16 protein-coding genes and 1 pseudogene are annotated in these 20,321 nt (G+C 59.1%); 3 read left to right on the top strand and 14 right to left on the bottom strand.

The annotated features are described in order from the left end of the window. Positions 1 to 9: 9 nt before the first annotated feature. A complete protein-coding gene (gene alaS, locus ABCP74_RS03815) occupies positions 10 to 2,667 on the bottom strand; it encodes an alanine--tRNA ligase (RefSeq protein WP_343000847.1) in 2,658 nt (885 codons plus the stop codon). A 194-nt stretch (positions 2,668 to 2,861) separates the two neighbouring features. On the opposite strand from alaS, the gene ABCP74_RS03810 reads away from it, so the two are divergent. Beyond that, entirely contained in the window at positions 2,862 to 3,101 is a 240-nt protein-coding gene (locus ABCP74_RS03810) for a hypothetical protein (RefSeq protein WP_343000848.1), read from the top strand. Between the two features lie 6 nt (positions 3,102 to 3,107). Here ABCP74_RS03810 and ABCP74_RS03805 read toward each other — a convergent pair. The 11 genes and pseudogenes from ABCP74_RS03805 to ileS form a co-directional block, all read right to left on the bottom strand. Beyond that, positions 3,108 to 4,520, bottom strand: a pseudogene (locus ABCP74_RS03805) (AI-2E family transporter). Then, on the bottom strand, positions 4,517 to 5,308 hold the full coding sequence (locus ABCP74_RS03800) for an RNA polymerase sigma factor SigF (protein WP_117564127.1): 792 nt from the start codon (positions 5,306 to 5,308) through the stop codon (positions 4,517 to 4,519). Before ABCP74_RS03800 ends, ABCP74_RS03805 begins: the two are co-directional and overlap by 4 nt. Before the next feature lies 1 nt (position 5,309). Then, complete coding sequence (locus ABCP74_RS03795) at positions 5,310 to 5,687, bottom strand: ATP-binding protein (protein ID WP_271737801.1); 378 nt, start codon at positions 5,685 to 5,687, stop codon at positions 5,310 to 5,312. Further along, positions 5,680 to 6,267: a hypothetical protein gene (locus tag ABCP74_RS03790; RefSeq protein WP_343000850.1), complete on the bottom strand. Its 588-nt coding sequence runs from the start codon at positions 6,265 to 6,267 to the stop codon at positions 5,680 to 5,682. The genes ABCP74_RS03795 and ABCP74_RS03790 overlap by 8 nt, the downstream gene beginning before the upstream one ends. 100 nt (positions 6,268 to 6,367) lie before the next feature. Next, positions 6,368 to 7,717 (bottom strand): replication-associated recombination protein A, encoded by a 1,350-nt coding sequence (locus tag ABCP74_RS03785; protein ID WP_271737803.1) that lies wholly within the window; start codon positions 7,715 to 7,717, stop codon positions 6,368 to 6,370. Positions 7,718 to 7,778: 61 nt separating this feature from the next. Further along, on the bottom strand, positions 7,779 to 9,026 hold the full coding sequence (locus ABCP74_RS03780) for a deoxyguanosinetriphosphate triphosphohydrolase family protein (protein WP_271737804.1): 1,248 nt from the start codon (positions 9,024 to 9,026) through the stop codon (positions 7,779 to 7,781). 31 nt (positions 9,027 to 9,057) lie between these two features. Beyond that, positions 9,058 to 9,480: a prepilin peptidase gene (locus tag ABCP74_RS03775; protein WP_138341178.1), complete on the bottom strand. Its 423-nt coding sequence runs from the start codon at positions 9,478 to 9,480 to the stop codon at positions 9,058 to 9,060. Positions 9,481 to 9,561: 81 nt separating this feature from the next. Next, positions 9,562 to 10,857, bottom strand: coding sequence for a glycosyltransferase family 2 protein (locus tag ABCP74_RS03770; RefSeq protein WP_195234985.1), 1,296 nt, complete (start codon positions 10,855 to 10,857; stop codon positions 9,562 to 9,564). A gap of 82 nt (positions 10,858 to 10,939) precedes the next feature. Continuing rightward, positions 10,940 to 11,953, bottom strand: a complete 1,014-nt coding sequence (locus tag ABCP74_RS03765; RefSeq protein ID WP_271737805.1) for an RluA family pseudouridine synthase — start codon at positions 11,951 to 11,953, stop codon at positions 10,940 to 10,942. Further along, positions 11,953 to 12,492, bottom strand: a complete 540-nt coding sequence (lspA, locus tag ABCP74_RS03760) for a signal peptidase II (protein WP_343000851.1) — start codon at positions 12,490 to 12,492, stop codon at positions 11,953 to 11,955. The genes ABCP74_RS03765 and lspA overlap by 1 nt, the downstream gene beginning before the upstream one ends. A 324-nt stretch (positions 12,493 to 12,816) precedes the next feature. Beyond that, a complete protein-coding gene (gene ileS / locus ABCP74_RS03755; protein WP_425458538.1) occupies positions 12,817 to 15,594 on the bottom strand; it encodes an isoleucine--tRNA ligase in 2,778 nt (925 codons plus the stop codon). A gap of 510 nt (positions 15,595 to 16,104) precedes the next feature. Between ileS and ABCP74_RS03750 the strand changes: the two genes are divergently transcribed. Beyond that, complete coding sequence (locus tag ABCP74_RS03750) at positions 16,105 to 17,187, top strand: iron-containing alcohol dehydrogenase family protein (protein ID WP_343000853.1); 1,083 nt, start codon at positions 16,105 to 16,107, stop codon at positions 17,185 to 17,187. A gap of 50 nt (positions 17,188 to 17,237) precedes the next feature. On the opposite strand, the gene ABCP74_RS03745 is transcribed toward ABCP74_RS03750, so the two are convergent. Next, positions 17,238 to 17,693 (bottom strand): 2-thiouracil desulfurase family protein, encoded by a 456-nt coding sequence (locus tag ABCP74_RS03745; RefSeq protein WP_343000854.1) that lies wholly within the window; start codon positions 17,691 to 17,693, stop codon positions 17,238 to 17,240. 76 nt (positions 17,694 to 17,769) lie between these two features. Next, positions 17,770 to 19,662 carry an ATP-dependent zinc metalloprotease FtsH gene (gene ftsH / locus ABCP74_RS03740; RefSeq protein ID WP_195520463.1) on the bottom strand — a complete coding sequence of 631 codons (1,893 nt, stop codon included), beginning with the start codon at positions 19,660 to 19,662 and terminating at the stop codon, positions 17,770 to 17,772. Positions 19,663 to 19,754: 92 nt separating this feature from the next. Between ftsH and ABCP74_RS03735 the strand changes: the two genes are divergently transcribed. Then, positions 19,755 to 20,240: a cob(I)yrinic acid a,c-diamide adenosyltransferase gene (locus ABCP74_RS03735; protein ID WP_343000855.1), complete on the top strand. Its 486-nt coding sequence runs from the start codon at positions 19,755 to 19,757 to the stop codon at positions 20,238 to 20,240. The last annotated feature ends 81 nt before the right edge of the window (positions 20,241 to 20,321 follow it).

Raw genomic sequence — 20,321 nt, 5'->3', positions numbered from 1 at the left:
CCTAGATTCTTAGGCGCCGAGCGCGGTCTTGGCGGCCGCGAGGGCATCGGCGATGCCGGCGGCATTCTTGCCACCGGCCTGGGCCATGTTGGGACGGCCACCACCGCGACCGTCGACCAGACCCGCGATCTGCTTGATCACGTTACCGGCGTGGAACCCGGCCTTCACGGCGTCATCGGAGCCGGCAGCGAGCAGGGCCGGAGTGCCCTTCTCAGTCACGCTTGCGACGACACAAGCGACAGGGCCGGCGACCTTCTGGTGCACGGTATCCCATACGTTGCGCAGGTCGGCAGCTTCAAGGCCCTGGAGCTCAGCAACGACGAGCTTGTAGCCACCGAGCTCGACAGCACCCTCGATGGCGCTGGAGATCGCATCGGAAGAGCCACCGGTGAGCGCCTTCTTGAGTTTATTGGACGTCTCGCGCAGCTCGACCTGCAGGTTCTCCACACGGGCGGGAACCTCGTCGACGCGGCACTTGAGCGCAGCGGCGGCGGCGTCAACGAGTGCCAGGCGGTCGGCCATATAGTCGAGAGCACCCTTGGAGGTCACGGCTTCGATACGGCGGACATTGGAGCCCGTGGAGGACTCGGAAATGATCTTGAACAGGCCAATCTCGGCGGTATTGGCGGCATGGGTGCCACCACAGAGCTCGCGGGAGAACGGCTGGTCCTCGGCGCCCACGGAGACGACGCGGACGACATCGCCGTACTTCTCTCCAAACAGAGCGACAGCGCCGGCAGCCTTAGCCTCGTCGATGCCCATAACACGGGTCACAACCGGCTTGGAGGCGAAGATCTGCTGGTTGACCAGGTCCTCTACAGCCTTGAGCTGCTCGGAGGAAAGGGCCTCGAAGTGCGTGAAGTCAAAGCGAAGGTGCTCGGGCGTCACCAGCGAGCCGGCCTGGGAGACGTGCTCGCCCAGGACCTGCTTAAGGGCAGCGTCGAGCAGGTGCGTGGCGGTGTGGTTGCGGCGCAGGAAGCCACGGCGCTCGGCGTCGAGCGCGGCGGTAACAGCGGCACCGACAGTCAGCGTGCCATCGGCAACGTGCGCGACGTGGGCATACAGGCCGTTGTGGTTCTTGGTGTCGGCAACGGTCAGAACAACGCCCTCAGCGGAAAGCTTGCCGGCGTCGCCCTGCTGGCCGCCCATCTCGGCATAGAACGGGGTGCGGTCGAGCACGACCTCGACGTCCTCGCCGGCGGCAGCGGAATCGACGGACTCGCCGTTGCGCACGATGGCGACAACCTTGGCGCCCTCGATCACATCGTTGTCATAGCCGTCGAACTCGGTCGCAGCGACCTTGTCGGAAAGCTCGACCCACACATCGTTGAAGCTGCCCCAGGCATCGCCCTTGGCGTTAGCGCGGGCGCGGGCCTTCTGGTCCTCCATGCAGGCAGTAAAGCCGTCCATGTCGACGTCGTGACCGGCGGTGCCGGCGATCTCGACGGTCAGGTCGATGGGGAAACCAAAGGTATCGTGCAGCTTAAAGGCGACATCGCCCGGAAGCACAGCGCCCTCGGCAAGCGCTGCCAGAGCCTCGTCCAGGTAAACGCGGCCGTTGTCGAGCGTCGTGGAGAAGCGCTCCTCCTCGGAGGCAACGATACCCTTGACGAGCGCGACGTTCTTGAGCAATTCGGGATAGGCCTCGCCCATCTGAGCGTTGACCTCGTCGATAAACTTGGTCAGGAAGGCACCCTCGATGCCCAACAGGCGACCGTGGAACACGGCGCGGCGGAGCAGGCGGCGAAGGACGTACTCACGACCCTCGTTACCGGGAAGGATGCCGTCCGAGATCATAAAGTCGACAGCACGGGAGTGGTCGGCGATGATGCGCAGGGAGCGGCTGGCACCGGAGTAATCGTCGGCGTCATAGGTCTTGCCGCTGATCTCCTCGCCCAGCTTGATGAGATGCTGCATCAAATCGCCGTCGTAATTGGCGGTCTTGTGCTGCATGATGGCGGCCATGCGCTCCAGGCCCATGCCCGTATCGAGGTTGCGGTGCGGCAGCTCCGGCATGGAGCCGTCCTCCTGACGGTCGTACTGGGTAAACACGAGGTTCCAGAACTCAAGGAAGCGGTCGCAGTCGCAGCCAGGCTTGCAGTCGGGGCTGCCGCAGCCGACCTCCTCGCCCATGTCAAAGTAGATCTCGGAGCACGGACCGCAGGGGCCGGTGGGGCCAGCGGCCCAGAAGTTGTCGTCCTCGCCCAAGCGGGAGATGTGGTCCTCGGCAACGCCCAGAGAACGCCACACGTCGTGGGTCTCGTCGTCCTCGGTAAAGACGGTGAAGTACAGGCGGTCGAGCGGCAGCTTGAACTCCTTGGTGATGAGCTCAAAGGCCCAGGCGCAAGCCTGCTCCTTGGAGACGCCGCCAAAAGAGAAATCGCCGAGCATCTCGAAGAACGACAAGTGACGGCCGTCCTCGCCGATGCAATCGATGTCATTGGTGCGGACGCACTTCTGGCAGGAGATCGCGCCGATCTCCTTCATGGTCTTCTTGCCCTGGTAGTACTCCTTAAACTGGTTCATGCCGGCATTGGCAAGCAGCAGCGAAGGATCGTCGGGGACGAGGGACGAAGAAGGATAGAGCTTAAGACCGCGCTCCTCAAAGAAGTTGAGGAACTTGGAGCGAATCTCGGCCGTAGTCATTGACGGGTAGTCAGCACTCATAGAGGGAATCTCCTCGGTTTCACATCGAAACAGTTCAAACGTAACGATATTACCATCCCGCCGCGCAAGTGCAAAAAAGAGGGCCGCCAAACAGCGACCCTCCAGCGAAAGTGCATGTAATTTAGGACTAAGCAATCCTTTAAAAAATAGTTTTAGTAAAATACCATATAAGAATCATCCGGAAGGAGCGAACGATGAATACCAAACGATTTGTCCTGAATGCACTTCTGGTAGTAGCACTTTTAGCGCTCTTGGCCTTCTCCTGCTGGTACGCAAACCAACCAGCATTTGGCTACGTATTGTATGCAGTAATGTCAGGCGATAAGGCTTATTACACTCTACGCACAATTGACGTTCTCTTTTTCTACGTAGCCGGCCCCTTATCAATCGCTTTGCTCGCGTTTCTTGTCATTTGCAACTTCAAGAAACGCTAACGGGGCTTATTTAGAATCCGAATCGTCCATGGAGCCGTCGATGCCGGTTTTGGTATCGTCGTCCGAGTTGGAGTCATCGTCCTTGGCGAAGGGATTCTTGAAGAAGCCCGTGGCATCGGGTTGCAAACCCGAGAGCTTGATCCAGGGATTATCGAACTCGGGCTTAGGCATCGCCTTGGCCTCGGGCGCAGTCTCGTTGCCGATGAGCTCGGACTCGTAGATGAAGGTGTCGTCGCCGAGCGCGTCGTAGGCGGCGACCGGGTTGCCATCGGCATCGCGGTACGGCGTGCCCTTAAACACGGCGCCGTCATAGGCCACAAGCTGACGGCCGGTCTCATTCTCGAAGTAGTACACGAAGATACCCTTAAGGGCCGCACAAAGCGGGATGGCAATAATCATGCCGATGGGGCCCATGAGTGCCGAGCCGATAACGAGCGCCGTGAGGCTCATGATGGGATGCACCTGCACCGAGCTCTGCATAACCTTAGGGGAAATCACGTTATCGGTGACGTTTTGCGCGACCATCGTCACGATGAGCGTCCATAACGCCAGCATGGGGCTGAACATGAAACCGAGCACTGTGGCGATTGCTGCGCTCACCCAAGGACCGACGACCGGAACCAAATGCATGATGCCGGTAAAGATAGCCATGAGCGCCGCATACGGATGGCCGATGATCATAAAACCGATAAAGGCGAGGAAACCACCGCAGATGGACGTCACGACCATACCGCGCATATAGCCGCCGACAGAGCGAGAAAGGATGGCGACCATAAAGCGGTACGAGGTCTCCTTCTCCTGACCGATGATGGTGCAAATCTCGTGGTGCATGCGAGGTTAGTCGCAGGCCATCCAGTATGCAAGCACCAGACCAAGGAAGATCACGAACAACTGCGAGGCCGTATTGGTGATGAGCGGGAACACGCCGCGGCCAAGCTCGGCAGCGATCTGAGACACATACTTCGATGCCACGGCAACCAGGGACGAAAGATTATCGTCCAAATACTCCTTGAGCGGCGTGTTGTTGAGCGTCTTGGCATGCGAGATCATCTCATTGAGATCGCCACCCGCAACACGAAGCTGCTCGGGCAGGCGGCTCAGGACTTCCATGATCTGACCAAAGAGAATCGGCGACAAGATGCAAACGACACCGACGAGCACGGCAACAACAACAATAAGCGCGATAAGCGAACCGATGCCGCGATTCACGCCATGGTGCTCGAGCCAGTTGGTGATCGGGGACATCACAAAAGCAATGATGGAGCCGACGGCAAGAAACTCAATAACCGGTGCCAGGATGCCCATAAGGTTAAAGATGACAGCAGCAATAACAATGCAGCCGACAACAGCCCAAATGCGCAGCGTCAGAATGCGGGTGTCGCGCAGCACGCGATCGGTTTGTTGAGGGTGCTCACTCATGAACGAACCATCACTCCGTCGGGGTCGATCTTGTCCTGAATCTTCTTAAGCGTGCGGCGCAGCAGACGCGAAACCTGCACCTGAGAAATACCCAGCTTCTTGGCGATCTCGATCTGGGTCATGCCCTTCACGAAGCGCAGCTCGATAACCTCGCGCTCGCGCGGCGAAAAATCGCGGATGGCTTCCTCGATCACCAGGCGGTCATCGGTAAAGTCGAGCTCGTTGTCATCGTCGGCGTAACGGTCGAGAATCGAGGGCGCATCGTCGGAATCGGACGCACCAGGAGCCTCGATGGGCACCGAGGTATAGGCCGAAGACGATTCCATAGCCTCGAGGACCTCATCGACAGTCACATCTAGATACTCAGCGATCTCCTCAACCTTGGGCGAACGCTGTAGCTCGTTGGTAAGTTTGTCAGTAGCCTGGTTGACCTTGGCCGAGAGCTCCTGCAGACGACGCGGTACGCGCACACTCCAGCCCTTATCGCGGAAATGGCGTTTGATCTCGCCCAGGATAGTGGGTGTCGCAAACGTCGTGAACTCGAGTCCGCGCTCGGGGTCAAAACGGTCGATAGCCTTGAGCAGACCCAGATAGCCAACCTGCATCAGGTCGTCGAGCGGCTCGCCGCGATTCTTAAATTTATTGGCAAGAAACCTTACCAGGTTCATATGGGACATGACGAGCTGCTCGCGGGCGTCCGGATCACCAGTCTCCTTGTAGCGACGAAACAGCTCGCGGGTTTTCTCCTTGTCCCAAGCGGTCTTGCCGCTCCGGGAACGTTCGGTCATATTAGATATCCGCCTTGAGGTCGAGGGAAAGCGTCAGGGGCGCCGCAGTCTTTTCGTAGGAGTCGCACACGCTCGCCAAAATAAGCTCGGCATAAACAGTAGCCTGGTCATCCTCGTCGACGGTGGCCTGATCGCCAAAGGTAAAGGTCATGCCAACGTGAGATTCATCGACATCGAATTTGATTGAGATGTCGTCGGAATCAACAGCCGTGCAGCCAAAGATAAAGGCTTCCTCGGCAGCCATGCGGATGTCCTCGATGCGATCGACAGACATGGAACACAGGGCACCAACGTTGGCTGCCGTCATGCGCACAAGGCGAGCGAGACGCGGGTCGCCGGCAACGGTCAGCGTGATGGGGCAGGTTGCTTCGCTACTCATCGCAGGACTCCTCAGAGGTCTCGGAGGGCATGTAGGTGTAATACTGGGCCGCTTTAACAGCTGGATTCTGGCCATCATCGTCACCAGCAGCGTCATCGTCCTCGTCAATTAGGACGCGCTCGGTAGGCCGCTCTGCCTCCGCAGCAGCAGCGGCGAGCTTGCGCTCGGTGTCAGCTGCAGGAGCCTTCACCTTGTTAAAGAGTTTCTGCACGGCACCTGCCGCAGAATCAGTCACGCTCGACACAGCATTGCTGGCCTCGGCCATACTGCCCGTAACCTCGGAGATGTCGCGAACGACGGCCTCAACCTCAACGAGGTTGGACGTCAGAGCGTCAACGGCGGTCTTGCTCGACTTGAGCAGCGGCTCCACCTGGGCAAGTGCCGGCGTGAGTTCGTCAACAGCACCATCGAGCTTTGCCACCACGGGCTGTGCCTCAGCAATCGTATTGTTGAGGTCGGTCACCGTCTTGTCGAGCGAATCGACAACGGTGCGGGTTTTGCGCAGGGTGAGCGCGAGCTCAACGATGGCCCACACGCCGGCAACGGCGAGTAGCAGCAGGGCGATTTGAATGGGACTCATACAAGCCTCCCGGAAGAATCGAAATACAGACGTTTTCCATGGTACCCCAAAGGGGACCGAACATGCTAAGAGCAGCAACGTGGGACAAAATTATCAGCAGCTACTTCGGTGCATTCCCGCTGCGGTCGCGTTCGCTTTGCTCTACGCGCCATTCTTCCCAACCACGGCCGGCAGGCTGCCAAAATGCACCGCGTTCTAAGCCTTCGGGTAAATAGCGCTGGTCGACCCAGCCTTCGGGATAATCGTGCGGATACTTATACACACCGTATTCATCGCTGCCCGGGCGATGGCGATCGCGCAGATAACTCGGCACCTCGCGAAGCCCACTAGAGTGGATATCGGCCAGTGCCGCATCGATCGAAGCCTCACACGCGTTGGATTTAGGCGCCAAGCACACATAGAGTGCAGCCTGAGCCAGGTTAATGCGGCACTCGGGATAGCCAATGACCTCGGCAGACTTAAACGCGGCATGTGCCACCAAAAGCGCCTGCGGGTCGGCGTTGCCGACGTCCTCAGAAGCATGAATCATAATGCGACGGGCGATAAACTTAGGATCCTCCCCTGCATCGATCATGCGCGCAAGCCAGTAGACCGTGGCATCGGGGTCGCTACCGCGCATGGACTTAATGAACGCACTGATGATGTCGTAGTGCATGTCGCCGTTTTTGTCATACGTAAAACCGCGACGCGGGTTGGCAATCTTTACGTCATCCACGGTGATGGGATAACGCTCCCCCGCCGCCGGCGCTGGCGTCCCTTCGGTATCGGGACGCGTGACGGCAATCTCGCTCGCCAGCTCAAGTGTCGTCAGGGCCGAGCGTGCATCACCCGCTGCCAGCGTGCAAATGGTCTTGACCGTATCATCATCGGCCGAGAATTTGCCGTTCAGGCCCTGAGGTGCCTCGAGCGCACGCTCGATAAGCATGGCGATATCCTCGTCCTTTAAATGCTCAAGCTCCACGACTCGACCACGTGAGAGCAGCGCCGAGTTGACCTCGAAGTACGGATTCTCCGTCGTAGCGCCAATCATAATGACGGTACGGTTCTCAACTGCATGTAGCAGGGCATCCTGCTGCGACTTAGAAAAGCGGTGAATCTCATCGATGAATAGAATGGTACGGCGGTCGTACGTATTCAGGCGCGTCTTGGCCTCGTCAATCACGCGACGCAAGTCCTTTACGGTGCCCGTCACGGCGCTGACCTCGACAAACTCGCTCTTTGTATGGTTGGCGATAATGTGGGCCAGCGTCGTCTTACCCGTACCGGCTGGCCCGTACAGAATCACGCTCGAAAGCACGTCGTGCTCGATCGCGGCACGCAACCATGAGCCCTTACCGACGGCCTTTTGCTGGCCCACGTACTCGTCGAGCGAATTGGGTCGCATGCGCACCGCGAGCGGCGCATTTTTAAAGGAACGCTCGCGCGTCGAGGCAGAAAAAAGGTCGTCCATAGCCATCCCGTGCATCAATCAAAAACGTTTTCAACTAACCAGTATACCGAAAGGATACGAACTACCGTTCGTTAATATAGGTACGATGCGGAAACTTTAGACCCGGGAACAGCTTGCTCGTCAGTTCGCAGAAATAACCGTCCGTCATGCTCGCAATGTAATCCACGACCGCCTGGTCCTTATCGTTCTGCCAGGCATAGGCGCGATCGTAGTAGGAAAGCTGCTGCTCGATGCGAGAAATGTGGTGTTTAAAGATATACGAGGACTCGTCACCTTCGTTTATATCCTGCAGGCAACGGTCGTAAAGCTTTTCGAAGGCTTCGCGCAGCTCCGCCTCGGAGTCGCCTTCGATACCGCCCTTGCTATAGATCTTCTCGTAGTTCTCGCGCTTGGCACGGCGGATCTCCTCAAACAGGTCCTCGCTCATCTCGATGCGCGGCTTACCATAGCTATGCTCAACGATATCGATGGAGGCATGCGTGAGGATCCAACTATTGTAGGCACCGCCCCGGCCATCATCAAAAGCGTCGGGCGAAAGCAGGCCCGCCGCGATCGCATCCTGACGGTCACGACCGACGTAGGCAAGGATATCCGAGATGCGGACCACACAGCCTTCGAGCGTCATGGGACGCAGGTGCTCAATAGCGCCATAGCCCGTGGCGATACAGTCCTCAACCGTCTGATCGAACTGGTCAAAGGAGCCCATGTCCGAGAGCTCAAACACACGCTGCTCGTACTCGCCGTTATGGCATAGCACGCCGTCGAGCGTCTGGAGCGACACGTTGCGGCCGTACAGCGCGTCGAGCACGCGGACCGACTGCACGTTATGGAAAAAATAACGCCCCGTACGCTCATGATAGATATCGTTGAGGAAGCGCTCGCCCGCATGGCCAAAAGGCGTGTGTCCCAAGTCGTGGCCCAGGCCAATCGCCTCGATCAAATCGCAGTTGAGCCCCAGGGCGCGACCGATATCGCGTGCAATGCGCGAGACAAGCTGCACATGCAGACCGCGGCGCGACAGGTCATCGTTACTGCGAAAGCTAAAGACCTGCGTTTTGCCTGCATAACGCGTGTACGCCGGAAGATGAAGAATCTTTTCGGTGTCGCGCATAAACGCCGGACGCATAAGCGTGCCTTTGTCGGCGGCGCGATCAATACGACGAATGACCTGGTAGCCGTTACAACGATACGGGTTGACATAGCCCGAAGCGCGATCGGCGGCAATGCGCTCGACAAGTTCGGGCGACAACGCCGAGGGAATACGGTCCATGCGCGCCTTAATGACGGCCGTTTCTTGATTAGTTGCCATGGCATGCTCCTTAAGAAGGATGCGCAATCGGTTACAAAGTGCAGCCCACAACCTCGATTATGGCAAAAATCGGCACCAAAAACGGGAGCAATGGCAGGGAGCGCGATTTTGTGATGACGCAGGAGAGGGCAAGGACCAGGAGCGCGACGGCAAATGCCACGATGCCACCCATAGGGTCGAGCGTGCAAAGCGCGAAGAGTGCTTTGGCGTCCCCCATGCCAATGCCCGAGGTTTGGCGAAAACGACGCCAGAGGGACTCAGTCAGAACAAGGGCAAGGTAGACGATGACCGCAAGACCGGCATGGTCAAGCGCCGTGTTAACGCCTTTGTCGAGCCAAACGCCCACTAACGCCGTCACCGCACACGCACCGGCAAGCTCATTGGGAAAACGTCGCTGACGGGCATCAATCGCCGCGCCGGCAAAGATGCAAATCCAAAACGGGATATAAAACATCGAGTACCTCCTCGAGCTGCATAGCAAAAGCAAAAACCACCACAAAGGTGCCTGTCCCCTTTGCGGTGGTTTTGGTGGTGGTTATTTGGCGCCTTGCATGACCTCGTCGAGGGTGACGTTTACGGCATGCTGGGTAGGAACCCAGTCGACCTTCAGGAACAGCGCGGCCACCGTGATGGGGATATAGCTGAACATAAAGATCGGGAAAGTAAACAGGTTAGTCACCAGACGCCACTTTTGCGCGCAGTGAATGTGCTTGTACTCAAAGATAGTCGTGAGCAGCGCCAGGATAAAGAAGGTCTGATACATCATGGCGAAGGTCATAATGAGCGAAGCGGCGCACGCCTGCATCTCGACTTCGGTAGCCAAGAAACCATGCGAAAGGCCACCCACAATCAAGAACGTCGCATTAGCGAGCATCGAGATCAGCGATAGCAGCATACCCGGGGCGATCGTCATGAACATGTCGTAGGCGGCAAAGCGATGATAGCGGAACGTCGACTTGACCAGATGCTTGCCGTAGGTAAAGAACACCTGGTAAAAGCCCTTGGTCCAGCGCATACGCTGCTTCCAGGATGCCTTGAACGTCACGGGTTGCTCGTCAAAGAACTCCGCCGGCGCATAGCCAATGCGAATACCGTGAATAGCGCAGAACGTAGTGAACTGAATGTCCTCGGTCAGCGTGTGGAACTGCCAGCCGTGCATGCCCTCAATAACACTGGCGGAGATGAGGTAGCCCGAACCCGAGACGGCGCAAGACGTCTTACAGATATTACGCGCGTTGTTGAGAAAGCGCGCCTCGCGCAGGTACCAAGTAGCATTAGCTGCCGAGATCCACGAGCTGCCAAAATTCTTGGAGTTGCGATAGCTCGTGACCACATGGAATCCCTGGTCAAAGGCATCGTTCATCTTGGACACGTAATCGCGGGAGATAACGTTATCGGCATCGAAGATAAAGTAGCCTTCAAACGTGTCGGGATACTCGTTAAGGATGCGGTCGAAGCCAAAGTCCATGACCCAGCTCTTACCCTTACGGGCAAGATCATTGCGCTCGTAAACAATGGCACCTGCCTCGCGCGCGAGCTGTGCGGTGTTGTCGGTGCAGGCGTCGGCAACCACGAAGACCTCGATAAGCTCGGACGGATAATCCTGGTCCTTGATGGAGCGAACAAGGTTGGCGATCACGGCCTCCTCGTTATGCGCCGCGATAAAGAAAGCATAACGATGGAGTTTTTTGGCCTTGGGAGGCGCGACCTCGCCACGAAGAGCGCCAATGACAAAGAAGACCACCTGGTACAGAAAGCAGACCGTGAGCAGCGTGACGACAATCTGGTTGAAGACCACGATGGGTGTGTTGGTTTGTAAAAAGGCGAGCATGCAGGCTCCCGAGAACGCGTTACGTAAACAACCGTATATCTTACCGCAGGCTTACCGAGTTCAAGAAACCACCTAATACTGGCTAGGCTTCGAGCAGACCGAGCTGAGAGACGATTTCGTCACCGGCGGCAGTGCGACCGAGCGAGCGCGGAGCCAGATCGTCAAGAACCGCAGCGAGATCCCAGGGCAACTCGTCGCGGCACTCAATGCGCTCCCCCGTCACGGGATGGTCGAACGCCACGCGCCAGGAATGAAGGAACTGCCTGGTCAGACCCTGATCGGCACGCGCATCGCACTTGCCGTAGAGCGGATCGCCCACGCAGGCGTGGTTGATATGGCGCATGTGCACACGAATCTGGTGCGTTCTGCCGGTAAACAGGTGGCACTCGACAAGCGTGTAGCCGTCGTCGAAACGCGTGGAATCAAAGCGCTCGAGCACCTTGAAGGTCGTAATGGCCTGACGGGCAAAGGGGTCGTCCGAAACCGCCATCTTGACGCGGTCGCGCGTGGAACGGGCAATACCGGTATTGATGGTGCCCTCGTCCATGGCGATGTGCCCGTGGACAAGCGTGATATAGCGACGATCGAGCGTGCGCGTGCGGATAAGATTTTGAAGCGCGCGCTGGGTGTCGTCGTCTTTTGCCGCGAGCATAAGGCCCGAGGTATCGCGATCCAGGCGATGCACGATGCCGGGTCGGTCCTCACCCTGCACGGTGCCCAGATGGTCGATACCGCAGTGATAGACCAGGGCATTCGCGAGCGTACCGCTCTCATGACCATGCGCAGGATGGCACACCAGGCCGCGCTGCTTGGAGAGCACAATGAGATAATCGTCCTCATAGCGAATGTCGAGCGGGATGGCCTCGGGAATCACATCGGTGGGATCGTGCGGCTCGGGCAAATCGACCGAAATACGGTCGCCGGCTCGCACGGCGTACTTTTTGGACAGGCAGGTCTCGCCATTGACAGCGACGGCGCCGCCCTCGATCAGATGCGCGCAGGCAGAGCGCGTGGGGCAGCCGTCGTTGGCACCCAGAAAGGCGTCAAGACGCTGACCAGTGCAATCGTCGGCAACGAGAATATGGATGTCGGCCATTAGCGCTCATTCCTTTCGCGAATCTTGCGGGCACGTTCCCCACGCTGCTTGGCTTTGCGTTTTGCGCGGGCCTCGTCACGAGCGTTGAGCTCGGCGGTCGCATCGACCTCGCGAGCGGCGGGGCTCAAGAACATATAACCGATGAGCGCCAGCACGACACCTACGGTGATGCCGATATCGGCCACGTTAAAGACGGGGAAGTCGATGAAGGTGGTGGCAATAAAATCGGTCACGAAGCCAAAGACAAGGCGATCGATCGCGTTGCCGATAGCGCCGCCCGCGACCATAGCCATGCCCACAACCTCAAGATGGGCGAGCTGGGATGCACGAACGAGGTACACGGCGATAGCGATAATAACCGCCAACGCCAGCACGGCAAACGCGATGCCATGCCCCTCGCCCATGCTAAAGGCAGCACCGATATTGCGGACAAAAATAAAGTCGATGACACCGGGGATGACGGTCACATGTAAAGCGTCGCCCACGGCACGAACCGCAAGCTTGGTCAGCTGGTCAACGAGCAGCACAACCAGTGCCACACCACCAGCAACACCCAACCGCCAACGCAAAGGCGGCGTCATACCCCCAGCACGACCCAAATCAATCCCCTACCCTCAGATAATCAAATGCCGTTTAACGCAGTAGATAATCATACATTGCCGCAAGCAAGAAGCGACAAATCTCCCAAGAACGGAAACACCGCAGGTAGAGCATAAATGAGCGAGCGGGTCGCATTTGAGACAAGGTGACGTGAAATGAAAGGGCGCTGACCTTTCGGTCGCGCCCTTGAAATTGAACGTCAGATTGTCCAAATGCGGCCCGCGCAGCGTCGGCAGGTCCGCCGTTCGGAAGAACGGCGGAACCTACAGGGCATTCGCGCAGCGCTTGCAGATATGCGCGTGGCCGTTGTACTCGCCGACGGTGGTGCGGTAGTTCCAGCAACGGTCGCAGCACTCGCCCTCGGCTGCCTCGATGGCAACGGAGAGTTCCTCGCCCGGGGTCAGCTCAACATCGGAGACGATGTAGAACTCAGCCAGGTCGACGGCCTTGTCGCCGGTCAGCAGCGCGTACATCTCGGCAGGAACGACCGCCTTGACGCGGACCTGCTGGCTCTTAGTGAAGGTGCCGGCAGAACGGGCATCCTCAAGGGCCTTGGTCACGGCGCTACGGAGCTCGAGCGAAGCCTCGAGCACGCCCCCGAACTCATTGGCCTCGTCGACCGTGATGGGCGACTTGTACCAATCGAGTAGCGCGGCGTACTTCTGGTGATCGACGCAGCCGGCGGGCGCATAGGCCATGGCCTCGTCGACCGTGTAGGACAGGATCGGCTGCAGGTCGCGCACGAGCATCGAGAAGAGCTCGGCCAGCACGGTCTGGGCGCTGCGGCGCTCGAGCGAGCCGGGCTTGTCGCAGTACAGACGGTCCTTCAGGGCGTCGAGGTACACGTTGGAGAGCTCAGTAACCACGAAGTCGTAGAGCGCACGGTAGGCGCGCGGGAACTCGTAGCTGGCGTAAGCATCGTCGACCTCGGCCTGGACCTGAGTCAGGCGGGCAACCATGAGCTTGTCGAGCGGCAGCAAGTCGGCAAAGGCGACGCCGTCGGTCTCGGGCTCAAACTGACCCTCGAGCTCAGAGAGCAGGAAGCGCAGCGTGTTGCGGAAACGACGGTAGGCATCGGACGTACGAGCGAGAATCTCATGGTCGATGGAGACGTCGGAGCTGGTGTCGACGGAGGCAACCCACAGACGGATGATGTCAGCGCCCATCTCGTCGCAGACCTTGTTGGGGTCGATGACGTTGCCGAGCGACTTGGACATCTTGCGGCCCTGGCCATCGAGCGTGAAGCCCTGCGAGACGACCGCCTTGTACGGAGCATGGCCGTTGGCACCCACCGAGGTGAGCAGCGAGCTCTGGAACCAACCGCGATGCTGGTCGGAGCCCTCGAGATACACGTCAGCCGGGTACTCAAGCTCGGGTCGATACTCGCAGACGGCCTTCCAGGACACGCCGGAGTCCCACCACACGTCGAGAATGTCCTTATCAGCCTTGAGGTGATGGCCGCCACACTTGGGGCAAACGCAAGCCTCGCCCAGGTAACTCTCGGGAGCGTCGGTGAACCAGGCGTCGGAGCCCTTCTCGTGGAAGAGCTTGATGACGGCGTCGAGCGTGGCGTCGTTCATGACCTTCTCGCCGCAGTCGGCGCAAGTGTAGCTGGGGATAGGCACGCCCCAGTTGCGCTGACGGCTGATGCACCAGTCGGGACGCTGCTCGACCATGGCGCCGATGCGGTTGGCGGCGTGAGCCGGATACCACTTGACGTTCTCGCGGACCTCTTTGCCAGCCTGCTCGCGCAGACCGGTCTTGTCCATCGAGACGAACCACTGGTCGGTAGCACGGAAGAGCACCGGGTGCTTGCAGCGCCAGCAGTGCGGATAGCTGTGCGTGATCTTCTTCTCGAGAACCAGGGTGCCGCGCTCGCGCAGGAACTCGATAATGTGCGGGTTAGCCTCATCGGTATCCATACCGCTGAAAGGACCACCGGTGCCAAACTCCTCGCCGGTGTAGAACTTGCCGTCGTCATCGACCGGCATGCAGATGTCGGTGATGCCCTCCTTGAGGCAGGCAAAGTAGTCGTCGACGCCGTGGCCGGGCGAGTTGTGGACGATACCGGTACCGTCGTCGACACCGACGTAATCGGCCAGCAGCGCCACGCCCTCGACACCGTCAAAGATCGGCTGCTTGTAGTGGATGTGATGGAAGGTCTCGGCGGGAACCACATAGGGCTTGCCGTCGACCATAACCGGGGTGTACTCCCAGCCAAACTCCTCGCAGCACTTGGGAGCCAGGTCCTCGAGCATGACCTCGGCACGGCCATCGTGCTCAACGGCAACATAGGCGGCGCCGGGCTTAAGGGAAACGGCCTGGTCAGAGGGGATGGTCCACGGCGTGGTCGTCCAGATGATAAAATCGACCGGGCCGTCGAAGTTCTCGAGGCCGGCGGGCTTGGAGGTCATCTCAAAGCGCACGAAGATGGAGGGGCTCGTCTCGTCGGAGTACTCAATCTCGGCCTCGGCCAGCGCGGTGTGGCAGTGCTTGCACCAGTGAACCGGCTTGTGGCCGCGATAGATCATGCCCTTATCGAACATGGCCTTGAAGACCTCGATGTCGGCGGCATCATGCTGGTGATAGAGCGTCAGATAGGGGTTGTCCCAGTCGCCGAGCACGCCCAGACGACGGAAGCCGGCCTTCTGCAGCTCGATGTTCTCGACAGCGAACTCGTTGCAGAGCTCACGAATCTTGGCCGTGGGGGTCTGGTTGAACTTCTCAGTGCCGAGCTTCTCCTCGACCTTGTGCTCGATCGGCTGACCATGGCAGTCCCAACCGGGGACATAGGGAACCTCATAGCCCTGCATCATCCAGTAGCGGTTGATCATGTCCTTGGAGATCTTGTTCATGGCGTGGCCGATGTGGATCGGGCCGTTGGCGTACGGAGGACCGTCGTGCAGCACGAACTTCTTGTGACCCTCGTTCTTCTTCAGAATCTGCTCGTAGACCTTGTTGTCCTGCCAGTCCTTGAGTCGCTTGGGCTCGGACTTGGAAAGACCGGCACGCATGGGAAAACCGGTCTTGGGCAGATTCATCGTCTGCTTGTACTCGTTTGCCACGGTACCCCTTTCATGTCGTGGGCGCGCACGCCCGTTGGGCACCAAAAAAGCGCCCGTCCCTACAAGCTGGGACGAAGCGCCACGAAACGGGCTATGCGCCCGCAAAAGCTCTTCGCTTAACCACCCAGCTTAGATGCCCTCGCCCGCGTAATCGCGCGCTCGCATCCGTTACTCGGCTGGCCTGTATCGACGACCATCTCGGCGATGTCTACTAAGACGTGCCTATGCGGCTCGTCCGTTGGGACCGCAGCTCCGGGGTGATTTTCATCGGTCGCATGCACGGGCTCTCAGCGCTCCCCGCTCTCTGTAGCATGCGGACGGCCGACTACTCGTCCCCATCAACGCTTATGCGGTGTATGCTAGCACGTTCCGCGCCGGCGAAAAACCCTCAACACTGGTTTTATACGTTCGAAATTTCTCGCTATTACAGCCCTGCTCTAGGAGCAAAATACCTGAAAGCACTCTATCGAACGAAAGAAGGTTGCTATGCGCACGATTGGAATGAGCGACTACACCGTTGGCGAGGATTGCTTTGACGAGCTGCCCGCCGCACTGGCGGAGTACGGCGCGACAAAGGTCGCGATCATCGGTGGCAAGCGGGCACTGGCCGCAGCACTTCCCGGTATCGAAGCTGCGCTGGCAGGTACCGACGTCGAGATTCTGGAGACGCGCGTCTACGGTACCAACAGTACGCGTGCCAATATCGCCAAGGTCGTGAACTCCCCTGCCTGCCAGGAAGCCGACGTGCTCATTGCCTGTGGCGGCGGCAAGGCGCTCGATACCGTGAAGACGGCGGCCATCGAGCTCAAGAAGATCGTCTTCACGGTCCCGACGATCTGTTCCAACTGCTCGGCCGCAACCGCCATTGCCGTCGTATACAACGACGACGGCTCGCTCGAGGGCTATTCGTACCCCAACCGACCGGCGCACATCTTCATCAACCCCAAGATCATCGCCGAAGCTCCGGCAGAGTACTTCTGGGCCGGCGTGGGCGATGCCCTGTCTAAGCAGCCCGAGGTCGAGTACGCCACGAGCGCCGGCAATTTGGAACACACGGCAGGCCTTGGCTTGGCACTCGCCCACACCTGTTCCGAGCCGCTGTTTACCTATGGCGTCCAGGGTCTTGAGGACGTGCGCCAGGACCTGTCGAGCGAGGCTGTCAAGCAGATCGCGCTCGACATCGTGGTCAACACGGGCTATGTCTCGAACCTGACCAACCAGAACGATTACTACTACAACTCGAGCGTGGCGCACGCGTTCTACAACGCCACTTGCAGCATTCCGCGTGAGGGCACCTACCTGCACGGCGAGGTCGTGAGCCTGGGCGTGCTCGTGTTGTTCGCCTACACGGGCGACACCGAGAGCCTTAAGCGCTACGCTGCCTTTAACAAGCAGATGGGGCTGCCCGTGACGCTTGAGCAGGTCGGGCTTTCCGATTCCGATATCCCGGCCCTGTGCGAGTACGCGCACGCCACCAACGAGTGGAAGCAGGGAAACCCCGAGCCCTTCACGGACGAAAATTTCGCCGCCGCCATCAAAGCCGCCAACGCGTACGGCCAGACCCTCTAGGACTGGCCCAAAACCACCACAAAGGGGACAGTCACCTTTGTGGTGGTTTTTTATTGCTCAAGTATTTTTGGATCGAACTCGCTAGCCGGAATCACGCGGTAACCGTGGCGGAGTAGAAGGTCGACGAAAACACCGTTGCCCGCAGTGAGCGTGCCACTAAAGGTGCCGTCGTAGATACGGCCCGCCCCGCACGAGGGGCTGCGGTCCTGCAGGATGCACGCGGCGATCTCTTCCGGGCCGCCCGCCTGCTCGCACATATCAAGCGCGCGCTGAGCACCCTGGCGAAACTCGCGATCGACTGAGGTACCCTCGCAGGTACGGACCTCGCCGTTCACAATCTCGGACGGGTCGCGCGGCGTGGGCAGGCCGCCAAAGACCTCAGGGCACACCAAGAGGACCTCGGTCCCCGTACGCTCGCAAGCCTCGGCCAACGCGCGGTGGTAATTATCGAGGCCGTTATACTTGCAGCTCTCGCCCATCAAACAGGCACTCACCACGATCTTCATATACAACTCTCCCTACGCAAAACGCCCCATTTGAGATGGACACTCAAATGGGGCGATTGAGACTGCGCAACTAGTATTACTGCTGCTTAGGCATCAGCGGATTCTCGCGCGTGAGGAGATTCATAAACTCCTCGCCCGTGATCGTCTCCTTCTTGTACAGATAACGAGCCAGCTCATGGAGCTTAAACTTGTTCTCCTTCAGGATCTGCAGGGCGCGGTCGTGCGCATCCTCGATCAGCTTGGCGACAATTGCGTCCACGCGCTCGGCCGTACCGGGGGCGCAGGTGAGCGACGTATCCTGGTTGAGGTAGGCGTTTTGGACAGTACCGAGTGCCATCATGCCAAACTCATCGGACATACCAAAGCGCGTCACCATGTTGCGGGCGAGCTTGGTTGCTTGCTCGATATCGTTGGCTGCGCCGGTCGTCATCTCGCCAAAGATGAGCTCCTCGGCGGCACGTCCGCCGCAGTAGACAGCGAGCTTGTCCAGCACCTCCTGGCGCGTGGTCAGGAAGCGCTCATCCTCCTCGACCTGCATGGTGTAGCCCAGAGCACCGCTCGTGCGCGGCACGATGGTGATCTTGGTGACCGGCGCAGAGCCCTTCTGGCGGGCTGCGACGATAGCATGGCCGATCTCGTGGTAGGAAACGACCTGCTTCTCGTGGTCGGACAGCACCGTGGACTTACGCTGCTGACCAGCAATGACGACCTCCACCGACTCCTCAAAGTCGTCCTGGGTCGCTCGCTTGCGACCTTCGCGGACCGCGCGCAGGGCGCCCTCATTGATGATGTTGGCCAGGTCGGCACCCGAGGCGCCGGGCGTGGCGCGGGCAATCGCGGTCAGGTCAATCGGCGGCTCCGTCTTCACGCTCTTGGCATGCAGCTCAAGGATGTTCTTGCGGCCGGTCAGGTCGGGCAGCTCAACGGGGATGCGACGGTCAAAACGACCGGGGCGCAGCAGGGCCGGGTCAAGGCTGTCGGGACGGTTGGTAGCAGCGAGGACGACGATACCCTTGTGGTTATCGAAGCCGTCCATCTCGGTCAGCAGCTGGTTGAGCGTCTGCTCGCGCTCGTCGTTGCCGCTAAAGCCGCCGCCATCGCGCTTTTTGCCGATGGTATCGATCTCGTCGATAAAGACGATGCACGGGGCCTTTTCCTTGGCCTGCTTAAACAGATCGCGAACCTTGGCGGCGCCACGGCCGACGAACATCTCGACGAACTCAGAACCCGAAATGCTAAAGAACGGCACGCCCGCCTCGCCGGCAACAGCCTTGGCGAGCAGGGTTTTACCGGTACCCGGAGGGCCAACAAGGAGAGCACCGCGCGGCAGCTTGGCGCCAATTTCCTCGTAGCGCTGCGGCTTCTCCAGAAAGTCGACGACCTCCTTGAGGGATTCCTTGGCCTCTTCCTGGCCAGCGACATCCTTAAAGGTCACGCCCACATCCTTGGAGGCGATAACGCGAGCGCCGGACTTACCCAGTCCACCGCCGCCAAAGCCACCGCCGCCAAAGTTCATCGACGGGCCGTCATCGCCCATAGCCTTCTTCATACGGCGGTTGAGCCACCAGCCAATCAGGAAGAAGATGGCCATGGGAAGAATAAGCGTAAGCAGGTAGTAGGTCATCAGACCCGAGTTTTTATCGGGAACGACCGACTCCAGGGACGCACCGGATTCAAGCACACGATCGGTAAAGCCCGCGTCATTCGGCACACCGGTCGTCTTGTAGGCGATGTTCTCGTCCTCGCCCTTCTTGGTGTAATAAATGGTGTAATCGTCGGTATTGTACTCGACCTTGTCGACACTCTTCTTATCGAGCGCTTTGACAAACGTCGAGTAATCGGTCTTCGTAATCTGCTGCGTGTGACCGATGTTGGGGAACAGAACGGTCGAGAGCACGAGGTAGACGACGAAGGCGATGAGCACGTAGAGGATCATATTCCGTCTACGTTTGTTGTCATCCATCTCCATCTGCTTGAACTCCATCTACTGGGGTTGATAATGCTATCTAGAATACCCAACCCGGACGGCGATAAACCGACGCCGGGCACGAAAGGACAGAGATGGCATCACTGGAAGTCGGCAAGGTTCAGATCTACACGGGCGACGGCAAGGGCAAAACCACGGCTGCGCTGGGACTGGCGATGCGCGCCACGGGTTATGGACTCGACGTACTCATGCTGCAGTTTGCCAAGAAGCTGCACTGCGCCGAACACGATGCCGCGCCGCGCCTGGGACTGCGCATTATACAGGCCGATCGCAACACGCCCGAGGCTTGCGCCGAGCAGATCATGGAACTTGCACGCGAACAGATCTCGCAGGTCGACGTGCTCATTTTGGACGAACTCGGCGAAGCGATGCGTCGCGGCTTTGTGACACGCGAGGATATCGAAGCACTGATTGCGATAAAGCCCGCCACCACGGAGCTCGTACTCACCGGCCGTGGCTTGCTGCCCCTCGCCGACCTTGCCGACCTAGTAACCGAAATGCGCCCCGTCAAACACTACTTCGACGAAGGCCTCCTAGCCCGCCAAGGCATCGAATACTAATTGATCCGAAGGGGACGGAGGAAAACAGATCATCAACATCACGACGGAGAGAAATGATCCGTTTCCCTCGTCCCCTACGGA

This window comes from Collinsella aerofaciens (genome assembly GCF_039062315.1).
GTDB lineage: Bacteria > Actinomycetota > Coriobacteriia > Coriobacteriales > Coriobacteriaceae > Collinsella > Collinsella aerofaciens_BG.
The sequence above is the reverse complement of the archived record's forward strand: the minus strand, read 5'-3'. Positions and strand labels throughout refer to the sequence as shown.